27 protein-coding genes are annotated in these 25,350 nt (G+C 29.4%); 13 read left to right on the top strand and 14 right to left on the bottom strand.

The window, feature by feature from the left end; all coding sequences use genetic code 11:
- Nucleotides 1-79: 79 nt before the first annotated feature.
- A complete protein-coding gene (locus BVC87_RS08235; RefSeq protein ID WP_075341894.1) occupies nucleotides 80-565 on the bottom strand; it encodes a hypothetical protein in 486 nt (161 codons plus the stop codon).
- 13 nt (nucleotides 566-578) lie between these two features.
- Nucleotides 579-2,492 carry a CocE/NonD family hydrolase gene (locus BVC87_RS08240; protein WP_075341895.1) on the bottom strand — a complete coding sequence of 638 codons (1,914 nt, stop codon included), beginning with the start codon at nucleotides 2,490-2,492 and terminating at the stop codon, nucleotides 579-581.
- 66 nt (nucleotides 2,493-2,558) lie between these two features.
- Here BVC87_RS08240 and BVC87_RS08245 point away from each other — a divergent pair, with 66 nt between their 5' ends.
- On the top strand, nucleotides 2,559-3,308 hold the full coding sequence (locus BVC87_RS08245) for a DJ-1/PfpI family protein (protein WP_075341896.1): 750 nt from the start codon (nucleotides 2,559-2,561) through the stop codon (nucleotides 3,306-3,308).
- Nucleotides 3,309-3,328: 20 nt separating this feature from the next.
- Here BVC87_RS08245 and BVC87_RS08250 read toward each other — a convergent pair whose 3' ends face one another.
- On the bottom strand, nucleotides 3,329-4,165 hold the full coding sequence (locus tag BVC87_RS08250; RefSeq protein WP_075341897.1) for a DUF3667 domain-containing protein: 837 nt from the start codon (nucleotides 4,163-4,165) through the stop codon (nucleotides 3,329-3,331).
- 65 nt (nucleotides 4,166-4,230) lie between these two features.
- On the opposite strand from BVC87_RS08250, the gene BVC87_RS08255 reads away from it, so the two are divergent.
- Together BVC87_RS08255 and BVC87_RS08260 are read left to right on the top strand one after the other, a co-directional pair.
- A complete protein-coding gene (locus BVC87_RS08255; RefSeq protein WP_075341898.1) occupies nucleotides 4,231-6,180 on the top strand; it encodes a YgiQ family radical SAM protein in 1,950 nt (649 codons plus the stop codon).
- A gap of 291 nt (nucleotides 6,181-6,471) precedes the next feature.
- Nucleotides 6,472-7,893, top strand: coding sequence for a T9SS type A sorting domain-containing protein (locus BVC87_RS08260; protein ID WP_075341899.1), 1,422 nt, complete (start codon nucleotides 6,472-6,474; stop codon nucleotides 7,891-7,893).
- 11 nt (nucleotides 7,894-7,904) lie between these two features.
- Here BVC87_RS08260 and BVC87_RS08265 read toward each other — a convergent pair whose 3' ends face one another.
- The 10 genes from BVC87_RS08265 to BVC87_RS08310 all read right to left on the bottom strand — a co-directional run bounded on the left by BVC87_RS08265 (nucleotide 7,905) and on the right by BVC87_RS08310 (nucleotide 16,140).
- Nucleotides 7,905-8,246: a DUF1801 domain-containing protein gene (locus BVC87_RS08265; RefSeq protein ID WP_075341900.1), complete on the bottom strand. Its 342-nt coding sequence runs from the start codon at nucleotides 8,244-8,246 to the stop codon at nucleotides 7,905-7,907.
- A 98-nt stretch (nucleotides 8,247-8,344) separates the two neighbouring features.
- A complete protein-coding gene (locus BVC87_RS08270; RefSeq protein ID WP_075341901.1) occupies nucleotides 8,345-8,926 on the bottom strand; it encodes a YceI family protein in 582 nt (193 codons plus the stop codon).
- Nucleotides 8,927-9,021: 95 nt separating this feature from the next.
- Entirely contained in the window at nucleotides 9,022-9,612 is a 591-nt protein-coding gene (locus BVC87_RS08275; RefSeq protein ID WP_075341902.1) for a Crp/Fnr family transcriptional regulator, read from the bottom strand.
- A gap of 158 nt (nucleotides 9,613-9,770) precedes the next feature.
- The gene (locus tag BVC87_RS08280) at nucleotides 9,771-10,457 is read right to left on the bottom strand and encodes a type 1 glutamine amidotransferase domain-containing protein (RefSeq protein ID WP_075341903.1); all 687 of its coding nucleotides are present in this window, start codon (nucleotides 10,455-10,457) and stop codon (nucleotides 9,771-9,773) included.
- A gap of 74 nt (nucleotides 10,458-10,531) precedes the next feature.
- Entirely contained in the window at nucleotides 10,532-11,125 is a 594-nt protein-coding gene (locus tag BVC87_RS08285) for a Crp/Fnr family transcriptional regulator (protein ID WP_234974650.1), read from the bottom strand.
- Nucleotides 11,118-11,657 carry a sigma-70 family RNA polymerase sigma factor gene (locus tag BVC87_RS08290; protein WP_075342043.1) on the bottom strand — a complete coding sequence of 180 codons (540 nt, stop codon included), beginning with the start codon at nucleotides 11,655-11,657 and terminating at the stop codon, nucleotides 11,118-11,120. The genes BVC87_RS08285 and BVC87_RS08290 overlap by 8 nt, the downstream gene beginning before the upstream one ends.
- Nucleotides 11,658-11,976: 319 nt before the next feature.
- Complete coding sequence (locus tag BVC87_RS08295; RefSeq protein WP_075341904.1) at nucleotides 11,977-12,474, bottom strand: hypothetical protein; 498 nt, start codon at nucleotides 12,472-12,474, stop codon at nucleotides 11,977-11,979.
- A 231-nt stretch (nucleotides 12,475-12,705) separates the two neighbouring features.
- Entirely contained in the window at nucleotides 12,706-14,319 is a 1,614-nt protein-coding gene (locus tag BVC87_RS08300; RefSeq protein WP_075341905.1) for an amidohydrolase, read from the bottom strand.
- 1 nt (nucleotide 14,320) lies between these two features.
- The gene (locus tag BVC87_RS08305) at nucleotides 14,321-14,689 is read right to left on the bottom strand and encodes a DoxX family protein (RefSeq protein ID WP_075341906.1); all 369 of its coding nucleotides are present in this window, start codon (nucleotides 14,687-14,689) and stop codon (nucleotides 14,321-14,323) included.
- A 5-nt stretch (nucleotides 14,690-14,694) separates the two neighbouring features.
- Nucleotides 14,695-16,140 (bottom strand): M20/M25/M40 family metallo-hydrolase, encoded by a 1,446-nt coding sequence (locus BVC87_RS08310; protein ID WP_083629346.1) that lies wholly within the window; start codon nucleotides 16,138-16,140, stop codon nucleotides 14,695-14,697.
- A 249-nt stretch (nucleotides 16,141-16,389) separates the two neighbouring features.
- On the opposite strand from BVC87_RS08310, the gene BVC87_RS23685 reads away from it, so the two are divergent.
- Complete coding sequence (locus tag BVC87_RS23685; RefSeq protein ID WP_075341907.1) at nucleotides 16,390-17,280, top strand: hypothetical protein; 891 nt, start codon at nucleotides 16,390-16,392, stop codon at nucleotides 17,278-17,280.
- 10 nt (nucleotides 17,281-17,290) lie between these two features.
- Here BVC87_RS23685 and BVC87_RS08320 read toward each other — a convergent pair whose 3' ends face one another.
- Entirely contained in the window at nucleotides 17,291-17,917 is a 627-nt protein-coding gene (locus BVC87_RS08320) for an NAD(P)H-dependent oxidoreductase (RefSeq protein ID WP_075341908.1), read from the bottom strand.
- Between the two features lie 79 nt (nucleotides 17,918-17,996).
- Here BVC87_RS08320 and BVC87_RS08325 point away from each other — a divergent pair, with 79 nt between their 5' ends.
- From BVC87_RS08325 to BVC87_RS08365, 9 genes are all read left to right on the top strand, one after another.
- Nucleotides 17,997-18,884, top strand: a complete 888-nt coding sequence (locus BVC87_RS08325) for a LysR family transcriptional regulator (protein WP_075341909.1) — start codon at nucleotides 17,997-17,999, stop codon at nucleotides 18,882-18,884.
- 157 nt (nucleotides 18,885-19,041) lie between these two features.
- Nucleotides 19,042-19,620: a Crp/Fnr family transcriptional regulator gene (locus BVC87_RS08330; RefSeq protein ID WP_075341910.1), complete on the top strand. Its 579-nt coding sequence runs from the start codon at nucleotides 19,042-19,044 to the stop codon at nucleotides 19,618-19,620.
- A 61-nt stretch (nucleotides 19,621-19,681) separates the two neighbouring features.
- Nucleotides 19,682-20,452 (top strand): MBL fold metallo-hydrolase, encoded by a 771-nt coding sequence (locus tag BVC87_RS08335; RefSeq protein WP_075341911.1) that lies wholly within the window; start codon nucleotides 19,682-19,684, stop codon nucleotides 20,450-20,452.
- Between the two features lie 288 nt (nucleotides 20,453-20,740).
- Nucleotides 20,741-21,340 carry a hypothetical protein gene (locus BVC87_RS08340; protein WP_075341912.1) on the top strand — a complete coding sequence of 200 codons (600 nt, stop codon included), beginning with the start codon at nucleotides 20,741-20,743 and terminating at the stop codon, nucleotides 21,338-21,340.
- Nucleotides 21,341-21,507: 167 nt separating this feature from the next.
- Nucleotides 21,508-22,218 (top strand): tetratricopeptide repeat protein, encoded by a 711-nt coding sequence (locus BVC87_RS08345; protein WP_075341913.1) that lies wholly within the window; start codon nucleotides 21,508-21,510, stop codon nucleotides 22,216-22,218.
- A 30-nt stretch (nucleotides 22,219-22,248) separates the two neighbouring features.
- The gene (locus tag BVC87_RS08350; protein ID WP_075341914.1) at nucleotides 22,249-22,656 is read left to right on the top strand and encodes a hypothetical protein; all 408 of its coding nucleotides are present in this window, start codon (nucleotides 22,249-22,251) and stop codon (nucleotides 22,654-22,656) included.
- 79 nt (nucleotides 22,657-22,735) lie between these two features.
- On the top strand, nucleotides 22,736-23,290 hold the full coding sequence (locus BVC87_RS08355) for an NIF family HAD-type phosphatase (protein ID WP_099098844.1): 555 nt from the start codon (nucleotides 22,736-22,738) through the stop codon (nucleotides 23,288-23,290).
- 60 nt (nucleotides 23,291-23,350) lie between these two features.
- On the top strand, nucleotides 23,351-23,893 hold the full coding sequence (locus tag BVC87_RS08360; RefSeq protein WP_075341915.1) for an AAA family ATPase: 543 nt from the start codon (nucleotides 23,351-23,353) through the stop codon (nucleotides 23,891-23,893).
- Between the two features lie 124 nt (nucleotides 23,894-24,017).
- Nucleotides 24,018-25,196 (top strand): hypothetical protein, encoded by a 1,179-nt coding sequence (locus BVC87_RS08365; protein WP_075341916.1) that lies wholly within the window; start codon nucleotides 24,018-24,020, stop codon nucleotides 25,194-25,196.
- Nucleotides 25,197-25,350: the final 154 nt, after the last annotated feature.

Genomic DNA, 25,350 nt, shown 5'->3' on the forward strand with positions numbered 1-25,350 from the left:
AATAAAGTTTTGTTATTATTATATTTTGTGAAAACAAAATCCCGAATGTTTTAGTAGCTCATTCGGGATTTTTTATGTTTTAAAATTTATATTTTTTAGTCAATTTCATTTGAATATCTTCAATAGGTTCACATTCATCGTGAACTGAAGGAAATTTACATACTAAACTTAAAATTGTTTTATTTTTATTGAAATGAATTTCTTTTATAATTGGATGATCTAAAACTGTATATATATTCTTACTCTTAAATACTCCTTTACCACCTACTTTATACACACATAAATCCGTATCTGTAATTAAATCGTATCGAAACTCATCTTCTTTGTACCAATACAATTCTACTGATTGCCAATTATTACTTTCTTCGTCTCTAAAAAAATAATAAGATTCCTTTTTATTTAACTTTTGAACTGCATGTAACACAACATTTTCCTGCTTGTCAATGGCACTATTATCATATCTTGACATATTTCCAGCTAATATCATGTCAGATTTCACTGGGCTTTTACAAGAAGTTAATATAATTACTACTACAATTTCAAAAAGTAAAAAACACTTTTTCATCAATTCAACACTATTATCTTAACACCGAAAACTCAATACTAGAATCAGTGAATACAGTATGCGTTTGTGTTTTAAAATCTTTTTTATCTGCTTTATAGATATTATCCACATAAGTTTGTGGATTTAAATCTATTAAAGGAAACCAAGTACTCTGTACTTGAATCTGTAATTTATGTCCTTTTTTAAACGTATGGAAAACATCCTGCAATTTAACATTTACATCAGTTTTCTTGTTTGGTGTAAAAGGTTCTGGCGTAGTAAAACTATTTCTAAATCGTCCACGTAGTACTTCACTACGCACCATCATGTGATAGTTACTTAGTTTAGTATGCGATTGCATATCTTCATTATCATTCTTTAAATCTGCAGGATGCACATCAATTACCTTTACAATCCAATCTGCTGCAGTTCCAGTAGTAGCTACCTTTAGTTTTGCTAAAATATCTCCAGCCAATGTAAAATCTTCAGTAAGCACATCAGTTTCAAAAACTAATACATCTGGCCTACGAGCTGCAAAACGCTGATCATCTGTCATGTATTTTCTTGGTGTAAATACCGTTTTAATATCTTCAGAATACGGTACAGGACGCTTTATATCACTTACAAATTGAATTTTAGTACTTCCTTGTTGGGTTGCACTCAATACTTCGTCTTCTGATAAATAAAAAGATTGTTTTTCCATTCCTTTAGGTGGCCAAGCATCATACGATTTCCATTCTTTTTTTCCTGTATCGAATACATAAGCTTCCGGTAAACTTGACTTAGGTTTTCCGTCTCCTTTTAAAAAGTGATTGAAGAATTTTGTTTCGATATCTTTTTGAAAGTTTAATGAAATAGAATCTCCAAAATAGTAGTTTCCTACTGTAGTTTTCACCTTACTTCTAGACCATCCTCCGTGATCCCAAGGTCCAAAAACTAAAGTATTATAATTATTAGGTTGGTGTTTTTCTATTCCTTTATACGTTTCCAATGGTCCATATAAGTCCTCAGCATCAAACCAACCTCCAACTATCATTGTTGCTACTGTAGAAGGAACTTTGTTTAAATGTTGTATAATGCCTTTACTCTTCCATACAGCATCATAATTTGGGTGCTCTACAATTTCTTTCCAAAAGAAATCATCAATCTGTTCCTTGTTTCCAGTTACTTTAGTATCTAGTTTATCATATTGAAAATATTCATTTAAATTTTTCAATGGTCCTTTATCTAAAAAGAATTGATACTGATCTTGAGTTTTCATACTTGGAAAAGAATACCAAGCTGAATCTGTAGGCTGATCTTTATAGGTTCCGAATAATGATATTGCTCTAAAATAACTCAATAAAAAAGCTCCATTATGATGAAAATCATCAAAGAAAAAATCTCCAATACAAGCTTGTGGAGAAGCTGCTTTTAAAGCAGGATGTGCATCAATAGTAGATACAGTAGCATAATGACCAGGATATGAAATTCCCCATGTACCTACTTTACCATTATTATGTTTTACATTTTTCACTAACCAATCTATAGTATCGTAAGTATCTGTAGTTTCATCTGCTTGTTTTTCTATTTTATTTGGAATATATGCTCTCATATTATCATATACTCCTTCACTCATCCAACGTCCTCTAACATCTTCATACACTATTATGTTCCCTTCTTTCATTAAATTAGGGTTTGGACCAATTCGCTTTCTAAATTTATCTTCACCATAAGGTCTACAACTGTAAGGTGTTCTTTGTAATAAGATAGGATACGTTTTGGTCGTATCTTTTGGAGAATAGATGGTGGCGTGTAACTTCACACCATCTCTCATCGTTATTTTTACTTCCTTTTTGGTATAGTTATCTTGAACATAGGTATCTTCTTTTTGCGCTTCTTCCTTTTTGGAAGTTTTACAACTCATAATACACAATGATAGTAGAAATACTTTTAAAAAAATTTTCATGTCTTTTTTGATTAATTAATTCAGTAAAGATAAAAAACAGATTGATTTTAATACCTTAGCTTTATGATGAATAATTTTACAAGACTAGTTTTCTCTTTTTCTATTGTATTTTTAATAAGCTGTAACACTAAACAAATAGAAAAAGAAGAAAAGCAAACTATTACTACTACCAAAGAATTTCCTAAGTTGGATCCTAATCGTTACAATGTTGCATTTTTAATTATGGATGGAACATATAACACAGAACTTACTGCCCCTTTTGATATTTTTCAACATACAATTTTTAGAAAAGGTATAAAAGCTATGAACGTTTTTACAGTAGCAGATACTGATAAACCTGTTACTACATTTGAAGGCATGAAAATTATTCCTGATTTTAATTACTTAAAAGACAGCTTACCTAAAATAGATATTTTAGTGGTTCCAAGTGCGGAACATCATTTAGATACAGATTTAGATAATGAAAAAATGATTGCTTTTGTTCAAAAAGTAGATACAGAGGCACAATTTGTTACTTCTCATTGTGATGGCGCTTTTGTACTAGCTAAAGCAGGTGTATTAAATAATAGGGTATCTACTACTTTCCCTTCTGATATTGATAAAATGCGTACTATGTTTCCTAACTTAGACATTAGAAAAGAAGTTCTTTTTGTTCACGATGGTAAATATATTACTTCAGCTGGTGGGGCTAGATCTTTTGAAGCTGCATTATATTTATGTGAACATTTATATGATATAGAAACTACAAAAGCTATAGCTGGTGGATTGGTTATTGATTGGGATTTAAGTAAAGTACCACATACCATTATAAAATAAATCTTATTACAAAGCTTACACTATTTCAATAGTACTTTATTGAATAATGCTACTACTATTACAATTACACTTGTAATAAGTATAACAGCCAACACTACAAGGATAAAAAATAATAAAAAACGTAATAATTTAAGTAGTGCTGTTCCAAAAGAATGTTTATACATTTTACTTAATACAAGTAAATAATAAAACATAAAAACAAAACTGCTCGCAAAATAAATTTTGGGATGTATAAATACTGCCATAAGCAATAAAATGGTAGAAAAATACATCGATGTGCCGTACAAATAACTATTAATTACAATGTGTTCACCATAATTATGCGGTTTTCTGTATGTTAACTTACTAATAAGAGCTAAAACTGGTATAAAAAGTAATGCGACTACATTAAAATACTTAAGAAAACTTCCTCCAAATTGTAACCCTACCTGAGCACTTTCTTGTTTTCTTTTTAAATCTTTCATCTCTTTCTCTGAAATAGTACCTTCAAGTTTCGATAGGTCTTTTTCTGCAATTTCAACTTGATTTTTATTTATTGCGTACATAATATTATCAAAATCTTTCTTGAAAATATTCATAACTGTTAACAATAATGCAACACCAATAAGTAGGTGTGAAAAAGGATTAATATATTTTCTTCTAGTTCCTCCAATATACTCAACCAATACATCTTGTGGTTTGAAAAACATCTTTTTTAGCGTTCTAAAATAAAGGCTGTCCCAACCCAAACTTGTTAAAAGTTCTGAAAATAAAAACTTTGTTGTGATTCTATTTTTAATGACTCTTGCACCACAATTTTCACAAAAATGTGCTTCGGCATCAAGCAAATACCCGCAATTTTTACAATTTTCCCCCAATTTTATATCTGTTTGTAGAAAGTAAATATAATGATTTCAACAATATTAACGTATTTTTGCAACATATGAGGATAAGAAGACTTTCTGACTGGTTACCAACTACAAACAAAGAAGTAAAACTTAGAGGTTGGGATGAATTGGATGTAATTTTGTTTAGTGGAGATGCTTATGTAGATCATCCATCATTTGGTCCTGCTGTAATTGGACGTATTTTAGAAAGTTATGGATTGAGGATAGCTATTGTACCTCAACCTAATGTGAATGATAATTTACAGGATTTTACAAAACTAGGTACTCCTCGTTTGTTTTTTGCTGTTACTGGTGGTTGTATGGATCCTATGGTGAGTAATTATACTGCCAACAAGAAAAAACGAGATAAAGATGCCTATACACCCAATGGTGATATTGGATTTAGACCTGACTATGCTACCTCTGTATACACTAAAATATTAAAAGATAAATTTCCTGATACTCCTGTTCTTATTGGAGGAATAGAAGCTTCTTTACGTAGAGTTACACATTATGATTATTGGTCAGATAAACTTTTGCCTTCCATTTTAGAAACTTCAAAAGCAGATATGCTTGTATATGGAATGGGTGAACAACCTTTACGTGAAATTGTAGAATTACTTCAAAAGGGAGTTCCTTTTTCTAGTTTACGTACCATAAAACAAACTGCTTTTTTAGTACAACCTGATGAAAAAACTCCAAAGAACAAAAATTGGGAAGATGTAGAAATTGCTTCTCATGAGGCTTGTTTAAAAGATAAAAAGACTTTTGCTTCTAACTTTAAGATTATTGAACAAGAGTCTAATAAATTAATAGCACGACGAATTTTTCAGAATATTGGAGATAAACAGCTGGTAATTAATCCACCGTTTCCAACAATGACAGAAAAAGAAATTGATTCTTCTTTTGATTTACCTTATACTCGTTTACCTCATCCAAAGTATAACAAACGTGGACCGATTCCTGCTTTTGAAATGATTAAGTTCTCTATTAACATTCATAGAGGGTGTTTTGGAGGATGTAGTTTTTGTACGATTTCTGCTCACCAAGGAAAGTTTATCGCTAGTAGAAGTCAAGAATCTGTGTTGAAAGAAGTAGATCAAGTAGCACAAATGGATGATTTTAAAGGCTACCTATCTGATATTGGTGGTCCTTCAGCAAACATGTACAAGATGAAGGGAAAAATACAGTCTATATGTGATAAATGTGTAGCCCCATCTTGTATTTCGCCTGTAATTTGTAGTAATTTAGATACTTCTCATAAACCATTAACGGAATTATATAAAGCCGTTGACGCACATCCAAAAGTTAAAAAATCATTTATTGGAAGTGGAATTCGACATGATATGTTAGTTCCCGAATTCAATAAGAATGCTGATCCGAAAGAATTAGATGATTACACCGAGGAAGTGATGAAAAATCATGTATCGGGTCGTTTAAAGGTTGCTCCTGAACACACTTCTGATCCTGTACTAAAACTAATGCGTAAACCATCTTTTACGTATTTTCATAAGTTTAAGGATCGTTTTGACCGTTTGAACAAAAAGAACAAATTAAAATTACAGCTAATTCCTTACTTTATTTCTAGTCATCCAGCTTGTGAACCTGAGGATATGGCAAATTTGGCTGCTGAGACGAAAGATATGGGATTCCAATTGGAGCAAGTACAAGGGTTTACTCCTACTCCAATGACTGTTGCTACAGTAATATACTATAGCGGTTATCATCCATACACTTTAAAACCAGTTAAAACTGCAAAAACGCGTCAAGAAAAATTAGATCAACATAAATTCTTCTTTTGGTACAAAAAAGAAAATAGAAAGTGGATTAAAGATACATTAACTAAAGTTGGTAAAACTGATTTGGTTAAGAAATTACTTCCAGAAGATAATTCTTGGCGAAAAAACAAACCTGGTAAAACAAAAAATACTTTTAACGATACTGTTACTCCTGTAAAAGAATCTAGAAGACGCAATAAAGGATTTAAAAAGAAAAGAAGAAGATAATAACACGTTAAAAATAAAGCACTTAAAAATCAAAAAGCATTCGTTTTTTTAATTTTCTTATCAAAATATATCCATTTACGCGCAAATCATGAATAAATAGTGTGCTTTTTTGCTTTATTTATAAATTAGCTCGTGTAAGTTATAATTCAACACCTTTTTAATAAGTTATCATATAATCCCTTAAAACTATTATAACATAAGTTCATCCTCATAATAAAAAGGTGTTGTTTTTTAATTTATGTAAAGTGGAATAACATGAATAAAACCCTGCTCTTTTTATCGTTAATTCTAATGATAAAAATATCTCACACACAAAAGATTACTATAAACGGGAATAAATTTCAAGTCAATGGTCAAGAGCTTTTTTTGAATGGTATTAATAGTCCTTGGCAAAACGATCCTTATTTTCGAATTGACTTTATTGACACTGATTATTTTGAACTTAAATTCTGGAAAGATGAATTTAAAAAAATGAAACAAAATAAAGTTAATACGGCTAGAATTTGGATACATAGCATTGGTAATCATAGTCCTCTTTACGATTCTAATGGTTTTGTTTTATCTCCTTCCACAAGATTCTATCAACATTTAGACGCTGTTATTAATGAAGCTGTACAGCAAGAAATATATGTATTACCTACATTATGGTCTTTTGACATGGTCATAAGAACTGGATCTGGACATGTAGGTAGCGATCAGTTTCAACAACATCGCAATGTATTAAGAGATACCAATAAACTAACTAGTTATGTAGATAATTTCTTAGGGCCAATAGTTGAACGTTATAAAAACAATCCATACGTATTTGCTTTTGATATTATTAATGAACCTGAACACATGTGGGAAAACGCCAATAACTGGGTAGATGGCCAAATTACTAGAAACCATGTAGTTCGTTTTATTGCAAGGTGTGCAGCAAAAATTCATGATATTTCTTCTAGTACTTTAGTTACTGTAGGATCTAAGTGGAACATTTATAATAGTAGCAGATATAATGGTTGGTCTGGTATTGCTCACACTGGAGACAATCTTACTGACGCTATTTTACAAGCGCAATTTAAAGATTCTAAAGCCTATTTAGATTTTTATTCTATGCACTGGTATCAATGGCAAAGTACAGGAGCACCATTTGATGAAAAAGTTTCAGATTTATATCCAGGTGTTACAAAACCGGTTATTATTAGTGAATATCCAGGACAAGATTTACCTAATAACGAATGCAACTGTACTTGTACAAACTGTGATTTTGATATAAGTTTGGCTAATGCTTATGAAGCTGTTTATCTTAATGGTTTTGCTGGTATGTTACCTTGGAGAAATGGTTTAGAAAATGATAAGTTTGGGAAATCTGCAAAAATTTATGAGGCTACTAATTCTTTTGCCAGTAAATACCCTGACTTAGTATTCCCAAGAAATACGTTAAGTACATCTGATAATGAGTTGACTAAAAGTTATGAATCCCAATTTAAATTGTATCCTAACCCAACTACGGACAATAATATTACATTAGAAATTACTTTACAAAAACAACAAGATATTAAAATTGAAATATTTAATGTGATCGGACAATCTTTTTTCTCTTATACTACCACAACACAAGATGGAAAAAATACTATTCCTTTAGATCTATCTAATTTCAACTCTACTGAAGGAATTATTTTCGTTAAAATATCTAGTAATAATTTTAGTAAAGTTTTTAAAGTTTTCAATTAAACTACATAGCTTTAATATAAATCCATTACTTGATCAAAGATATCGTGAATTGTTTCGATTGGAATATCTTCATTTGGATTAATCATCAATTGTGCTGTAAATGTTCTGTCACCTTTAATTAAATCAGGATGATCAACTTTTATACCTTTTCCGATAGCTATGTAAGGGGTTTTAGTTTTTCTATCAATCCATAAATAACAAAATATCTGTTTCTTATACATAAAACATGGTAATCTGTAATACCATTTATGGGTAATGTCTGTATTATAATTTAAAATAATACTTTTCAATGCCAGTAAACACCCTTTTACTGGTTCTTCTTTTTCATGATAAAATTCTTCTAATGATGTCATCTATTCATTATACATAAATTCGTTTTAAATGTATAAAAAAACATCATCCAAAAATTATTTTTCTGAATGATGCTCTAAAATTAGATTAAAGTTAAATCTTATTTTAATTCTAAATCAACAACTAAATCAAACTCGTCATAGATTGCTTTATCTTTTAAATTATCGAAAAAACTAGAAGAACCATATTTAATATCAAACTGCGTTCTATCTACTTTTAAAGAAGCTGTTGCTTTTTTCCCATAAATAGAAATATCAAATTTCACTTTTTTAGTAATTCCTTTAATCGTTAAATCTGCTGTAACTGCATAAGCATTTTTTCCAGAAGCTTTTACTTTTTTAAATACAATAGTAGATGTAGTAAACTTTTCTACATTAAAGAAATCTCCAGACTTTAAGTGTCCATCTAATTTTCCTTTGTATTCTCCGGTTAAATCAGTGGTATTAATAGAAGTCATATCTATGGTAACAGATCCTCCTGTTAATTTATCACCTGTAAAATCTAACGAACCTGACTTGATAGCAACTGTTCCTTTATGAGAACCTGTGACTTTGTATGCTTTCCACTCTACTGAACTTGTTGTAGTATTAACTTCTTTTTTACCTTTATCTAGTGTGGTAAAAGATAATCCTATAAATGCTATTAGCACTACACTTGCTAAACTTTTAAACATTGATTTCATAATTTATTTTCTTTACTATGTTAATTACATAGCAAATTTCTAAATACAAGGAGAAATGAAAAATGAACTAGTTTATCAAATGAAGTTAAACTAGTTTAACTTTTTGAGTTTTGTACTAATTGACTTTTAATTTTACTTAGAAATTCTTTTGTTATACCTAAGTAAGAAGCAATCATATACTGAGGAATTCGTTGTTCTATTACTGGGTAATTTTTCTTAAAAATTAAGTATCTTTCTTTAGCTGTTTTACTAAAATTACGTACGATTCTTTCTTGTGAAGCCACCAAAGCTCGCTCTGTTATTGTCCTAAAAAAGCGTTCTAATTTAGGTACTTTAGCAAATAACTCTTCTCTTACGTTATAATTTAACTGAATCAGCTCGGTATTTTCTATACACTGTACGTTATAATCAGCCGGATTTTGTGTTATGAAGCTTCCAATGTCTGAAGTCCACCAATCTTCTATAGAAAACATTACAATGTGTTCTTGTCCATTTGCATCTACATGACATGTTTTTGTACAACCTTTAATTATAAAATTTACATGTTTACAAACATCTCCTTGTTGCACAACATATTGATCTTTTAAATATCTTCTGTAATGAATCAATTCCTTAACAATCTGTTCTTCTTCTTTAGTAAGCTCAACAATTTTGTTGATATATGTAATAAGTGGCGTTGCATCCATTAGGTAAGCAATATAAAAAAGATGATCTATTAATAATACTATATAAAAGTACTATATATTTTTAATCTAGCTTAACACTAATGAACTCTTAAATTCTACATAAAATAAAAACCACCTAAATATTTAGGTGGTTTAGTGTGTTTTATTTTGACTGTATATTAATTTTTAGTCTCTAATTTATTCAATAAAAACTCGGCTACTAATTCTGAAGAAGCAGGATTTTGTCCTGTTATTAAATAACCATCTTCTACAGCATATGGATGCCAATCTTCTGATTTTGAATATTCACCTCCATTTTCTTGCAGCATATTTTCTACTAAAAACGGTACTACTTCAGTAAGTTGTACAGCATTTTCTTCTGTATTACTAAATCCAGTTACTTTTTTCCCTTTTACCAAAGGTTCATTATTACTTTTTGCATGTTTTAATACAGCTGGAGCATGACAAACCGCAGCAACAGGTTTACTATTGTTGTAAAAATCTTCTATTAAACGAATTGAGTCTTTATCTTCTGCCAAGTCCCATAATGGTCCATGACCTCCAGGATAAAAAATCGCATCATAATCAGATTCTTTTACACTCCCTAATGTGTGTGTATTGGCTAACTTCTCCTGAAGTGTAGTATCTTTATTAAAACGTTCCGTTGCTGGAGTTTGAAAATCTGGTAGTTCACTATTAGGGTCGATTGGAGGTTGACCTCCTTTTGGAGAAGCTAATGTAATATCTATATTATTATCTGCTAAATAATAGTAGGGAGACGCAAATTCTTCAACCCAAAAACCTGTTTTCTTATCAGTATTTCCTAATGTATCATGGCTTGTAAGTACAAATAAAACTTTTTTCATTATTGAGTGTTTTTAATTTATACCACAAAAGTAAATGTAGGATTTTAGATAAAAATTGATCTATGGTAAATAACTTAACTTTTAGCTATTTCTTTACGGATGCGACTTAAGCTTTCAGTTGTAATGCCTAAATAAGAAGCGATATGATAATTTTTCAAATGTTTTTCTATATTTGGATAGGTGTGTAAGAAATCTAAATACCTTTCTTTAGCAGATTTTGTAAGAATGGACAAAATTCTTTTTTCTTGACGCACAAAAGCTTTTTCTAATTTTTTTCTGAAAAAGCTTTCTACTTCTGGTATAGTGTTGTAAATCTGTTCTAAATCTTCTGCTGAAATCTTTAATAGATTAGCTTCTTTAATACAAGCTACATTCAACACCGATTTTTGAGGAGTCCATAATGCAATATAATCACTGATCCACCAATCTTGTATAGCAAACTGAATAGTAGATTCTTTGCCAGACTCTTCTAATTGATATGTTCGTAAACAACCATCGACTACATAGAATTGTGAAGTTACTTCTTCCCCTTGTTGAATTAGTAATTCTCCTTTTTTCACATGAATAAGTACAAATTTTTTAGTTATAAACTCAAGATCGTTTGAATTAAGAGTAATACTCTTAAAGATATGAGCTACTTTTTCTTTAACTATTAAACTACTAACCACAGATTTTACAATTTTCTTTTTCTTGAAGCTCTCCTACCAATTTTCCATGTTCATTTAATGTATAACCACAGCAATCCATAAATCCCTGTGCAATCATTTTACGAGCTCTTTGTATTTGTGATTTCACTGTTGGTAAAGATAGTTTTAATTGATCTGCAATATCTCTTTGTTTTACTCCTTTAATATCATACAAAAATAGAGGACTTCTGTATTTTTTAGGTAAGTTCTTTATAATACCAGCAAGGCAATCTTTTTCAGTATGTTTCTGATCTTCAAATTCATCTTCCAATTCAATATTATCTAATATTACTATTTTACCATTCGATTTAAAATAATCGTAGATTATATTTCTGGTAATTGAAAAAATCCATGGCCTTATTTTGGATGAGTTTTGTAAAGTACTTAATTTACTATGGATTATGATAAAAACATCTTGAAGTATATCTTCAGCACTTACTTCGTCTTTTGTTTTACTAATAATAAAACGTCTTAAATCATTACTGTAAGTAGTCCAAATATCTTGTGTACTCATAACAACAAAATTAGTAAAAAACATATCACTTCGAGTGTTTAAACTATAAGAGAAATCTATAAAATCATTAGACCATAGTAGTTTTAGCGATATTAATACATCTTTCTAAATAATTTAGGATCCACTCGAAGTGATATGATAATTATTTAACAAGTACAGCTTGAACACATACAGTTTTCACAAGTACAATTTGAACAATCTCCTGTTTTACATCCTTCACATACACATGTGCATTGTGCTTTATATTTCATATCTATTGATTTTTAAAATTCATATAGTAGACTTGTGAAACACAAAAAAGATGCAAAAAAATTAAAATTTATTTTTTAATCTGAGTTAAATTAGGCGATAGAATATCTTCAAAATACTTTTCCCATTTCCCATTCTCTAAACGTTTTTCTCCAAACTCATGGAATTCTCCTTTAGCTGTTTTAGTAAAAGTAAGTCTTGTAGTTTCATTAAAATACACCAGAAACTTCCCTTCATTATATTTTCCTTCATAGCCTTTTTTATTTCCGTCTTTAGTAAAAGGATAATAATAATATTTACCACTCTTTTCACTATATACTATTATCGTGTGTAATTTAATCCATGGGGATTTTACATTCAACACTAACATTTCTCCATCCATAAGAAAATCTACCTTCTCCTCTACTGTTACTTTTTTTTCTCCTTTATCAGAGAATGATGTTGAAGTGCCTTTCCAATTTCCTGTTAAAAACGCTAGTTTTTGTAAAGCCTCTTTTGCTGTTTGTTGTCCTGAAACAACATTAATGTTGGCTATTGATAGTAATACGAATAAAAATATTGATCTCATATTATAAAAAACGGGTTATAATTAAATTCCTTACATAGAAATAATAATTATAACCCTTTTTTAACTATTTAATTTAAATGTTAACAATGATAATTTTCGCTAATACAGTTGGGGCAAATATGTTTTGAACAATTTTCAAATTCACATGTTTTACAACTGCATGTACAGTTACTTTTATCTTATATCATTCACCTATAAAGATACTAAATATATTCCATTTTTTTAGTCTTATCAGTTTACTTTTTCTCCATTAAGATAAGTTTCTAACACCTTAGTTTTAGGAACTTTATTAATATCAATTGACATAATATCTTGATCTAACATAATAAAATCAGCAAACTTTCCAGCTTCAATACTTCCTTTTTCATTTTCTTCAAAATTTGCATATGCATTCCAAATCGTCATTCCTTTTAACGTTTCTTCTCTTGTTAATGCATTTTCCATTTGATAACCGTTTTTCGGATAATCATTTAGATCTTTTCTAGCTACCGCAGCATAAAAAGTTAAAAAAGGATTTACTTTTTCAACCGGGTAATCTGTACCTAACGCCACTTTTCCATATACATTTAATAACTGTTTAAATGCATAACCTCCTTTAATACGTTCTGCTCCTACTCTATCTTCTGCCCAATACATATCTGAAGTTGCGTGAGTAGGTTGTATAGAAGGAATCACATTTTTAAACATATCAAAATCAGGTTGATCTACTATTTGCGCATGTTCTATTCTCCAACGTCTATCTGTTTTTCCTTTCAATACTTCTTGATAGGTTTTTAGCATTAAATAGTTTGCAGAATCTCCAATAGCATGTGTATTCATTTGATATTCTGAATCTGCTATTTGTCTGGCTATTTCCTTATATCGATCAGGAGAAAAAATTAAAGCTCCAAAATGATTTTCTCTATCACTATATGGCTTTTTCATTGCTGCACCTCTAGATCCTAAAGCCCCATCACCATATACTTTAAAAGAACGAACATTCAATCGGTCTGTCTTTATAATTCCTTTCTTAATATAATAATCTAAATTCTGCTGTGTGGCAGATACCATTGCATATATTCTCATCTTCAGGGCTTCAGTTTGTTGTAAGCTATCAATCAACTCAATAGTTTCTTGTCCTAAACCAGCATCAACTACAGTCGTTAACCCATAAGAAAAGTTGATTTTCTCTGCATCTAATAAAGCTTGAATTTGTTCTTTTTTTGTAGCCGAAGGAACTTTAACAAAGTCCATAGCGTTGTCTATTAGTACCCCTGTGAGCTTTCCTTTCTCTTTTATAAATTCTCCTCCTTCTACTTTCAAATCTGCTGTAATTCCAGAAACATCCAATGCTTTTTGATTGACTAACATAGCATGTCCATCTACTCTAGTTATGGCTACAGGAGTATTAGGAAAAAGGTTATCTAATTTTTCTTTTGTTGGAAATTTTTTCACTTCCCAGTCATTCTGATCCCAACCTCTACCTGTAATAAAAGGAAGCTTTTTTTCTTTTTGGAAATCAACAAGTTTTTGTAATACTTCATCGTAACTTTTTGTTCCTGTTACATCTACTTTTTGTAATTGTAATCCAAAACGATAAAAATGACAATGTCCATCTATAAAACCTGGATATACAGCTTTTCCTTCTGCATCTATACTATGAGTTGACGCATATTTCTTATTAATTTCAGTAGTCGATCCTACTGATACAAATTTTCCATCTTTAACTGCAAAACTTTCCATTGTATCAAAATTGGAATTTACAGTATATACTTTTGCATTTTTTATTATGAGGTCTACCGTTTCCTTTTGTTGACATGAAAAGGCTAGCAGACTGAATAGTGATATTATTATTAGTTTTTTCATTTTATATAATTTCTTTAGAATAAATGAACCAAGCCCAAGCTATAAGTCCAAATTGAATTAGTAATCGGATGTAGGCATTTTTCTTACTTCCCATAGCTGGTTTTTCCCTTGTAATATCCCAAACATGTAAAGGGAGGAAAATAAGCATCAAAATAAAAATTCCAAAAGCAGCTTGTTTTTCATATGCAGTAATGAATAACCCTATTCCTAAAACTAGCTCAACAATACCAGAAATGTAGGTTACCATTTTTTTTGGGAAAAAATCTGGAATTATAGGATAATAAAATTTAGGTTTCTTAAAATGGTGGATTCCTATTAAAATAAATAAACTCGCCATTAGAAACTTTAGTGCTAAATACAGATATTCCATAAGTTTTAAGGCTTAACTTTTTCTTCTGTATATAAATATTTATCCATCAAATACACCAAACTTGCCATAGAAGCACTTCCTAGTTCTAATTCTCTTTTATTTACTTTATCAAAAGTATCTATTGATGTATGATGATAATCAAAATAACGTTGCGAATCTGGCTTATAGCCTACTAATGTAATATGATCGTCTTTTAAGGGCTTAATATCAGCTCCACTATACCCTTTTATTAAATCATGTAAACCATAAGGAGCTAATAATCTATTCCAACTTTGGACCAAAGCCGTATTTTTCTCGTTAGCATCAATTGCAAAACCTCTAGGTGTATGTCCTCCCGAATCACTTTCTAACCCTCCAATATGAATTTCGTTGTTTTGTTTCGCTAATCTTGCATATTCTTTTGCTCCACGAGTTCCATTTTCTTCATTCATAAAAAACACTATTCTAATTGTGTTTTTCGGCTTAATATTATTCTTTTTAAATAAATACGCCACTTCCAAAGACTGCACTACACCTGCTCCATCATCATGCGCACCTTCTCCTAAATCCCATGAATCTAAATGTCCACCTACAACAATAATTTTCTCAGGCTGCTCAGTACCCTTAATTTCACCCACAACATTATGTGAAGGAGCATCAGGTAAAGTTTTGCAACTTTGTTTAAAGTAAAACTCTATGTCTGGATTCTCTTTTAAATCCCTACTTAAATTTTCTGCTGCTCTAGAACTAATTGCTGCTGCTGGAATGTACTGTTCCTTAGAAATATCTCCATACCCCATAGTTCCAGTATGTGGATAATCATCAATACCATTAGTCATAGAACGTACTATTACTCCTTTAGCTCCAGCTATACCACAGACTCTTGCTCCAGAGAAACGTTGTCCAACACAACCACTGTAAGCCTCAAATGTATTGATTAAAGTATTATCAAAAGCTCCATTAAAAAACACAATTTTATCTTTTAATTTATCTCCTAAGGCTTCTGCTTCTTTTATACTTTTTACTTCTACTACTTTTCCTCTTACTCCAGAACTTGGTGTAGCTATTGAAAATCCAAGCGCACAAATTGGCACATTTTTTTGTTTTCCATCTACTGTGTAGTATGCTTGTTCCTTTTCTCCTCTTACCCAATGTGGTACCATTACTGGTTGCAACCATACTGAATCTAGTCCAATTTCTTTCATCAATTTCTCTCCCCAAACTACTGCTTTAGCTGCTTCAGGAGAACCTGATAAACGACCACCAATATTTTGGGTTAAATCACGCAACCATTCGTATGATTTTCCTTCGGTTAGTGCAGTGTTAAAAAAATGCTTTACGTTAGTACTATCTTTCTTTTGTTCTTCAGAAAGTGTTGTATTTATTGTTGTTTTTAGTGTAGTGTTCTCTGTTGTTGGTTTGCAATTGTATAAAAATACTGCAGTGACACAGAACGCAAAAATTCTCTTCATTAGTAAAATAGTTGATTAAAAGCTAAAGCTACAAAAAAGTTTATGAACTCTAGAATACTTATGATGTTCGTCTTGATAGTTTAACAAAATTCAGTGGTGTACATGGGGAATCTTGTAAAAAATCATTATTTTTCTCTGGACTCAATTTTTTTATTATTAATGTAAAAAAGTATATTTGACTTAGTCACTAAAAAGTTATACAAAGTATATTCTACAAAATAATAATTTTTAATAACTAAACTATAATCTATGAAAAAGGTACTTATTCTGGCTTTCTTTTTATTTTTTGGTTGTAAAAATAAGCCTAAATGTTTTTTAAACGAAAATAATACTGGGAGAGAAATTTATGATATAGATGAAGCAACCTGTTTTATCACCCTGAAACTGAAAAATAATAGTTTTGATATGAATTTAATTCGTAATGCTTTACTTGTTGAAGAAAGTTATATGGATAAAATCGGACTAATTTCATACAATTCAAATTCGAAAAATAACACTGAATCAAATTTCGAATTGGATCTTAATAATCTTGTAAAATATGCCTTGAATCAAGAAGGAATTAACTTAACACAAAGTGAACTATTACTTATTTATGAGACAGAAAATGAATATTTAAAGTTTATTGGGGTTGTGGGTGAAGAAAAAACATACACAAAACCAGAAACAAAGAAAACTTTTGATTATAATAATCATTCAGATTTTTTTTACCACACTTTGAATTTATTAAAAGACGAAAATTACACTGTAAAGTCATTTACTCAAGATTCTACTAAATTTATTGCTTATGAAGCAAAAAATAGCTATCCTGAACACAAAATTGTAAAACAAATTTTAGCACCAAACATAAAAAAGATTACTTATACTATTGAAAGAAAATATCCCACTAGAAAAGGTGGCAATGATTTTGTAAAATTTAATATTTCAGAACTTTATTTCAAAAACGATTCGATTGCCAAAAAGAAAAAACATGAAATAGACTCAATTATTGAGTTTACAGATAGGATTGATATTTTCAATGACAAAAATTATGATTACACTGTACAAAAATCTAATCGAATAATTTACGTGAGTTGTCAATCAAAATATCATTCTTACTCATCAGATTCTCTAAAACCTAAAATTGAAAAATTAAGTAAATAACAATTGTCTATTAACTCTCATTAGGAAACCATTTATTTACTATGCTTTTAATCTCCAATTTAGCTACATCTAAAATTGATTCTAATCGATCTCTATTTTGGTCGACGCCGAAAGCAGAAATTTGTTCTAATGGTATTCCAATAAAATCAAAATTCTGTTTTATTGTTGATGAAGCATATTCTTTTATATCTTCAGAATCACTATAATCAAAACCACTAACAATAATTGATAAAGCTTTTTTATCGTTACAAAGCCCTATAAATCCAGTTTCAGGACTAAAAGAAAATGTTTTATCACTCACTACAATAGCATCAACCCAAGCTTTAACAGTAGCAGGTAATGTAAAATTATAAATAGGAAAAGCTATAACAACATAATCTGCTCTTAGTAATTGATTTATGTATTCATGATGGTTTGACAAAATAGAGAGCTCCGATTCTGAAAAATTTCTCTTTCCATTATTCCAATCCATTATTAAATTGAGGTTTTCTACTAACAATAAATCTGGAGGAGTTTCAGATAAGTCTACTTCAGTTAGTTCAGTTTTTCCTTTAGTTAGCTTAATAAACTCATCGAACAACGTTTTTGTATAAGATCCTTTTCTAGGCGTATACCTAATTACTAATGTTTTTGTCATGATTTATTTTTTTGTCAAAAGTAACTAGAGGTTATTAATAATTTTAATTATTTTAGTTTAACAATTAATAACTATAGTTATGATTAATTTAGAGTGGTTAAGAACTTTTAGCGCTATTTATGAATGTAAAAACATAACAGAAGCTTCTAAAAAATTAAACATGACTCAACCTGGGGTTAGTAAACATTTAGCAGCACTAGAACATCATATTGGAAAAAAATTATTTGAAAGAACTACGCGTAAATTAACTACAACAGAGTATGGTAAGTTTTTTTATTCTCAAATTACTGCTCCACTTCAAGAACTAGAAAAGGTAGAACATTATTCAAGTCAAAGAGTTAAAAAACAACGCTATGCCATAACCATTGGCTGTACAACTGACTTTTTCAAAAAAGAATTAATGCCTTTTATATATTCTTTTGACATGTATATAGTTACTCGTTTTGGTAATGAGAAAGAATTGATTGAAGCGCTAGAGATGGATACAATTCAATTACTTGTAGGAATAAAAAAACATTTTACCTACAATCATGAATTTGATTTTTTAAAAAATGAAGAACTTGTGTTAATCTGCTCAAATACTATTGAAATTCCAAAAGATGTAAACCAAAATGAAAAACAACTCATTAAATGGTTACAAAAACAAACTTGGTTTACTTTTAACAATGAACAAGATGATATAAAAAAGTTTTGGGAAGCTAGGTTTAATACATCTCCCCAAATTATTCCTAGATACATTTTACCATCTTATATAGATATTATAGAATCTATAAAACACAGTCAAGGTTTTAGTATTGTACCTAAACACTTATGCGAAAAAGAATTAGAATATAAGACAATTAAAATACCATTCAAGACATTAGTCCCCATCAACCAAAAATTATTTTATTCTTATAAACTTAAGAATAGAAGATCTAAAGAAATCAATGCATTTAAAGAACAATTGGAAATGACTAAAGCTGTATAAGAGCGTAACTTTTTAAAATTATTTAATAACATTTCAATTCATCCAATATCCTCTATTTATATAAAAAAATTTAGTGTAGCGATATTGAATAAATACAAAAGAGTATATTTATGTAAAGTTTGTCTTACATACATTCTCATACTCTTCAATTAAAAAAATGAACATAGATACATCTGAAATAACATCATTTTTTAAAACTCAATATCCTCTAAATCAAGAAGGTTTAAAAGAGTTATTAGATTTATTCAGTGTAAAAGAATTCAAAAAGAATACCCTAATTTTAAAAGCAGATAGTAAACAACAACAATTGTGTTTTTTGAACAAAGGAATTATTCGAGAATATTATGCATCTACTGATAAGGAAATCAATATCAATTTTTATACAAAACCACAGTTTATTACTGATTTATCCTCATTTATAAACGATACAAAAACAAAAAAATATCAAGAAACATTAACTGATGTAGAGTTATTAGTTATTGATAAAGTTTCATTTAGAAAAATTTTGAATAAGCACAAATGCGGAAAATCATTTATTGAATTATCATTTCAAAAACTCTTAAAACAAAAAGAGCTTTTTGAGTATAATAGAATTACAAAATCATCTGAAGAGTTATACCGTGAGTTATTAATTTATAAGCCTAATTGGTTACAAACTATTCCACAATATCATATTGCTTCCTACCTAAATATTACCCCAGAAACATTGAGTCGAATACGTAAACGTATTTCTTGATTCAAATCAATGTAGTTCATCAATTAGCTCTCTAATTTTGTCTCTCTAAGAAGATAATATTATGAAAATACATCATTTGAGAAATGCTACAATGGTTATAGAATCCAACGATAAAGTAATTTTGGTTGATCCTATGTTAGGAGCAAAAGGTACAGCTGGACCTTCATTTACCTTATTTAGGTATAAACCCAAACGAAATCCAATTCTTGATTTACCAGCTAATGCAATGGATATTATAAATAAAACCACTCATTGTTTAATCACGCATTTACATCCTGACCATTTAGATACATATGCTGAAACTCTATTAAAGACGAAAAGCACTCCTGTAATATGTAGTGTAAAAGATGAGAAAACACTTCGTAAACGTGGTTTAAATGTGACTCAAGTAGTTGATTACTGGAAGTCTTCTGAATTTTTAGGTGGAACAATTGAAGGTATTCCTGCAGTTCATGGCTACAGATTTATAGTAAAACTAATGGGAAACGTGATGGGGTTTTATATCCAACTACCCGATGAGAAATCTATTTATATTAGTGCTGATACTATTTATACTGACGATGTTCATAAAGTATTATCAGACTATAAACCTGATATTAGTGTAGTTGCTAGTGGACGAGCACAATTGGATCTTTTCCAACCATTATTAATGAAAATGGAAGACATTGTCCGGTTTATTAATAATGCACCTGATATGGTTATTGCCAATCATTTAGAGGCCGTTAATCATTGCCCAATTACAAGAGAAGAATTAGCTTTAGAACTCACAAATAGAGGATTGATAGAAAAAACTATAATTCCTGCGGATGGACAAATTATGGAATTCAATTAAAAAATTAATTCCTATGATTACTAATAAATAATAGCGATTTAAGTATGAATTAATCGCTATTTTGTTTTATCAAATCATATAATAATTGTAATCATCGGAGTTGTAATAATTGACTATTATTAATCTATAAAACCTTATGACAAATTAAATGATAAAAAAGAATTTGAAAAAGCTTCATATCAATTGTTAACTAAAAATGAGAAAACTTTAGGTATATTTATAAACTAACTAAGTAAAAATCAACAAATGATTTCTTAGCAAAAACAGTAAGTATAATACTAAGAAATAATGAAATCTAACATCAAAAAATATTTTGGAGAAGGCCTATTAATTGTTTTTAGTGTCCTTTTTGCCTTATTTATCAATAAATCATTTGAAAATCGTCAGGTAAATCAAAAGAAAAAAATAGCTAAAGAAAGTATACTTATAGAATTGTATACGAATCAATCCATACTAAGGAATTGGAAAGAAAAACATACAGCAATAAAAAATAGAATCACACATGTAATTGATGGACAAGCTGATAGTATTAAAACAGAGTTAACAAAATATGATTATTTAAACCTTGGAGTTTTAACGAATAATGAACCTTTAATCAATGCAATACTAACAAATACAGCTTGGGAATCAGCAAAAACAACAGGAATAATTACTGAATTTGACTACGAGACAATTCAAAAACTAACTCATGTATATACCATGCAGGAAGTTTTGGCTGAACGAACCATTATGAATATTCTGGATTATTATTTTGATACAGCATCTCATGATATGAACAATCTAAATAAAGTCCTAACACAATTTCAATTACGATTTTGGGAATTGACAGGACAAGAGGAATTAATGATAACTTTATATAAAGACGCAATACAGCAGATAGAAAAATAAATGTTCTAAAAAAAACAGTCATAATGATTATGATTCCTACTGAAATTCAAAGTTTAATTTTAATTGATTGATAAGGGTGTGAAATTACAGTTTGAAAGATTATAGAATTATTTCTACCCGATACTCTGATGACATTTTTTTTGTAATTTTGATATTAAAATTAAATTATGAAAAAGATACTACTTACATTGACAATTTGTTTCTTAAGTTTAACTAATTATGCTCAAGAGAACATTACAGCTGATCTTAAAATTGCATATGAACAGAAGAGATATGATCACATCATCTCTGAATACTCAGAAAAAGTAAAAGAATATCCTGCTAAAGCAATTTATTATATAGCCATGGCTTACTACATGAAAGCCAATGATAGTAAAGTACTTGAATTAATGGATCTATCTATACAAAAGGATAAGACCGCCCCAGATGTATACTTTATCAAAGGAATGACATTTAACTTCATGGAACAGTTTCATAAAGCGATTAAATCATTCAATAAAGCTATTGATTTAGATACAACGAATTCAAATTATTTTAGTGGTTTAGGTGATTCATATTTTAATCAAAAAAAATATGAAGAGGCTCTTTCTGCATATAAAACAGCAACAGAGAAAAATCAACCAATTGACCGCCCTTTCACAATGATTCCTCAAATATATATTGAGTTAAATCAACCTCAAAAAGCATTAAAAGCCTTTTATAAATCAAAAGAAAATATCTCTAAAGAATCCGATATGTATATAAATACTTTATATAATATTGGACTTTATGAATTCTTAAATAAAGACTATGATAAATCTAAATCTGCATATAAAGAACTTTTAGAATTAGATCCAGATGATTATCATTCTATTGCAAAGTTGATTCAAGTTCTTTAGGGAAAGAAAGAATATGATAAAGTTAAACCTTTGAAAGAAAAGTTATACCAAGCTTATGATAAAGGTATTTTAGATGATAATCTAAAACAAATGTTTTGTTTCGATCAATTTGAATGGCAAGACAAACTGATCCTTGCTTATGAAAGATTTGCTGTTAAAGAAGGGAAATTATATTATAAACATGTTTTTTACGTAACTAATAAAGAAGGAAAAACGGAATTTACTATTCAAACTGAAAACTCACCCATTTCAGTTGAGTTAGGAGGTCCAAAATATGCTATAGGAATGGATAAAGATGGTGTTCATTCAACCTTTGGATTTATTCCTGAAGACTTTAACTATGATGATCTGAAATCAATCATAATTAAAATATTAGACAAACAAGTTAATTCAGTTTCAAGTTCAACGACTGGAAGTCCTAAGAAAGAAAAAAAATAAATACCATTCATTATATCTAATACCAACCTATAATTAAATTAATCAACCACTTGCTATAATATAAAGTATAACAAATCATTTGAACGAAACTGAGAAAATACTATTAATCCTAGATTTAGATGAAACCTTAATTCACGCTACTGAGAAAAAACTTAACGTTGTAGCAGACTTTATGTATGCAGAATACTATGTATATAAACGACCTTATTTAATCGAGTTTTTAAGAGAAATGAATCAGCACTACAAACTTGCGATTTGGTCATCTGCTGATGATGAATATGTAAATGGTATTGTCGAGATCATAAAACCAGCTGAAATAGCATTTGAATTTATTTGGGCTAGAAGTCGTTGTACTATTAGGCGGGACTATGAATTGGACAAATATATCCGTGAAAAGAGACTCAAAAAAGTCAAAAAACAAGGTTTTAAACTTGAAAAATGTTTGATTGTGGATGATTCTCCTGAAAAAACAAGAGACAATTTTGGAAATGCCATTTATATTTCACCGTTTGAAGGAAATCAAAATGACAACGAGCTAATTGTACTATCGAAATTTCTAAAAACTATAAAAGATGCTGAAAATGTAAGAAGCATTGAAAAAAGAGGATGGCGTAGTAAAAACATACACCTTTAACGTGTTGTACATTTGTATTTCTTCTTACTAAAACATGTCTCAAACCAAAAAAAAATCAAAATGAAAATTTTAATCTTTGGCGCTTCTGGTTCTGGAACAACAACTTTGGGAAGTGAGATTGAAAAAAAGACTGATTTTAAACATTTAGACGCTGATGATTATTATTGGGAAAAAACCAATCCTCCTTTTCAAAGAAAAGTACCTTTACTTAAAAGAAATGAATATCTAAAAAAAGATTTTGAACGTTTTGAAAATGTAATAATAAGCGGTTCAATGATTAGTTGGGGTAAAGAATGGTTAACAGCTTTTGATTTAGTCATTTTTATTCGATTGGAAAATACTATAAGGATGGAACGTCTAAAAAAGCGTGAAGCTGAGCGGTATGGAGAAAAGCTTATCACTGATACACAAATTCAAGAAAACTCAAAAGCCTTTTTAGCATGGGCAAATCAATATGAAAATCCTGATTTTAAAGGTAGATCATTGAAAATTCATAATGAATGGATTAAATTATTAGACTGTGAGGTTTTAAGATTAAACGGAGAAATCCAATTACATGAAAAAGTAGCAATTGTTCTCTCCAAAATAAAAGCAAAAAATTAATTACCACTCCTGTCCTACTTCCAAAATTCTCACAAGATTTTCTATTCGGTTTACTTTTACTAATTTTAGTCACTAAATCAAGTAAAGAATCATACGCAAAACGTTGGCCCTAAAAACGAATCTTATGAAAACTTATTTATTCATTTTTATTTTTTTAATTTACTCTATTTGTTCATTTAGTCAAGAAAATAAATCTGTTTCTGAAAAAATTAAAAGTGAAAGAGACGCCGAATTGAGCAAATTAAGAAATGAAGATATTAAGAGTAAAAAAATAATTGATAGTTTACAATTAAAACTAAAATCTACAACTGGAAATAAAAATCGAATTGATGCCTTAGAAAATTTACAGGAAGAAACTGAGAATAGATTAAAAAAACTAGAAGTTAAAGAAAAAACCGAGATCAGATTAAACGGTCAACTAGCTTTTACAGAGTTATTAAGTGTACAACGAGATATTAAACCTGCTGTACTTTTTCTGAAATCTCAAACTTTTTTTAATAATCTAGGAGACATAGGTAATATCAATAAATACAGTACATATACCAGTTGGAGAGTTGAATATGATAAATGGTATAAAAGAAAGAAAAAAAGCAGTGATGTTGTTAACTTGATAAATAATTCATTAAAAATTGTCTCTGATGTTTCTAATAAAGTTCCGTTATATGGCTCTATAGCTCAAACCATAACCTCAGGATTAACTTCTATTATCAGTGGATTTGGAAGAAAAGATAAAGCGCTGAAAGAAAAAACTCCTGAAATGATTAGCTTATTTAACATTATTGGTCAGTTTGAACAACAAAAAGCAATTATAGATCACGAATGGGAATTGATAAATGAAGAATTAAAACAACTTAAGGAAGAAAACCTAACTTTATTAAAAAATCAATTTAAGTACTATCATGTTAATTACAATGAATTTGTAGAAGATTATATGAAAGCAACTCTCGATAAGGATAGAGATACTTTTAAAGAAAACTGTTTGGTTAACATTGATAAAAAAATTGCTGAATTTGAATCAAAAAACAACCATGATTGGCTAGGAGAAGTAGAAACCTACATGTACAAAGTACAATCTATACGATTACGATTTGGACAACTAACTAATAGAATGTTAGCCAATATTGATAGTTATAAGAATCTTATCAAAATTTATGACAAACCATCGTACCCATCTGAATTCACGAAAAAGGTATCTAAATTAGAAAACTCATTGAATGATTTAAGAACAACTTTTTACGATTCGTTTAATCCTGTTGTATACATAGAAGATTCTGCAACCATGTATATTGGTACTAAGAAATAAGTAGAAAATAATTAAAATTTAAAATTCATTGTTATTTCTGAGCTGACAACTCGAGGAGATAAATATGATGAAATAAAGGAGTAAAAAAACACCATGGTTTAATTACCCTCATAGTACTTTTACAATTATCTAAAGCATTAGCATTACATACATA

The sequence above is a fragment of the Tenacibaculum agarivorans genome (genome assembly GCF_001936575.1).
Lineage (GTDB): Bacteria > Bacteroidota > Bacteroidia > Flavobacteriales > Flavobacteriaceae > Polaribacter > Polaribacter agarivorans.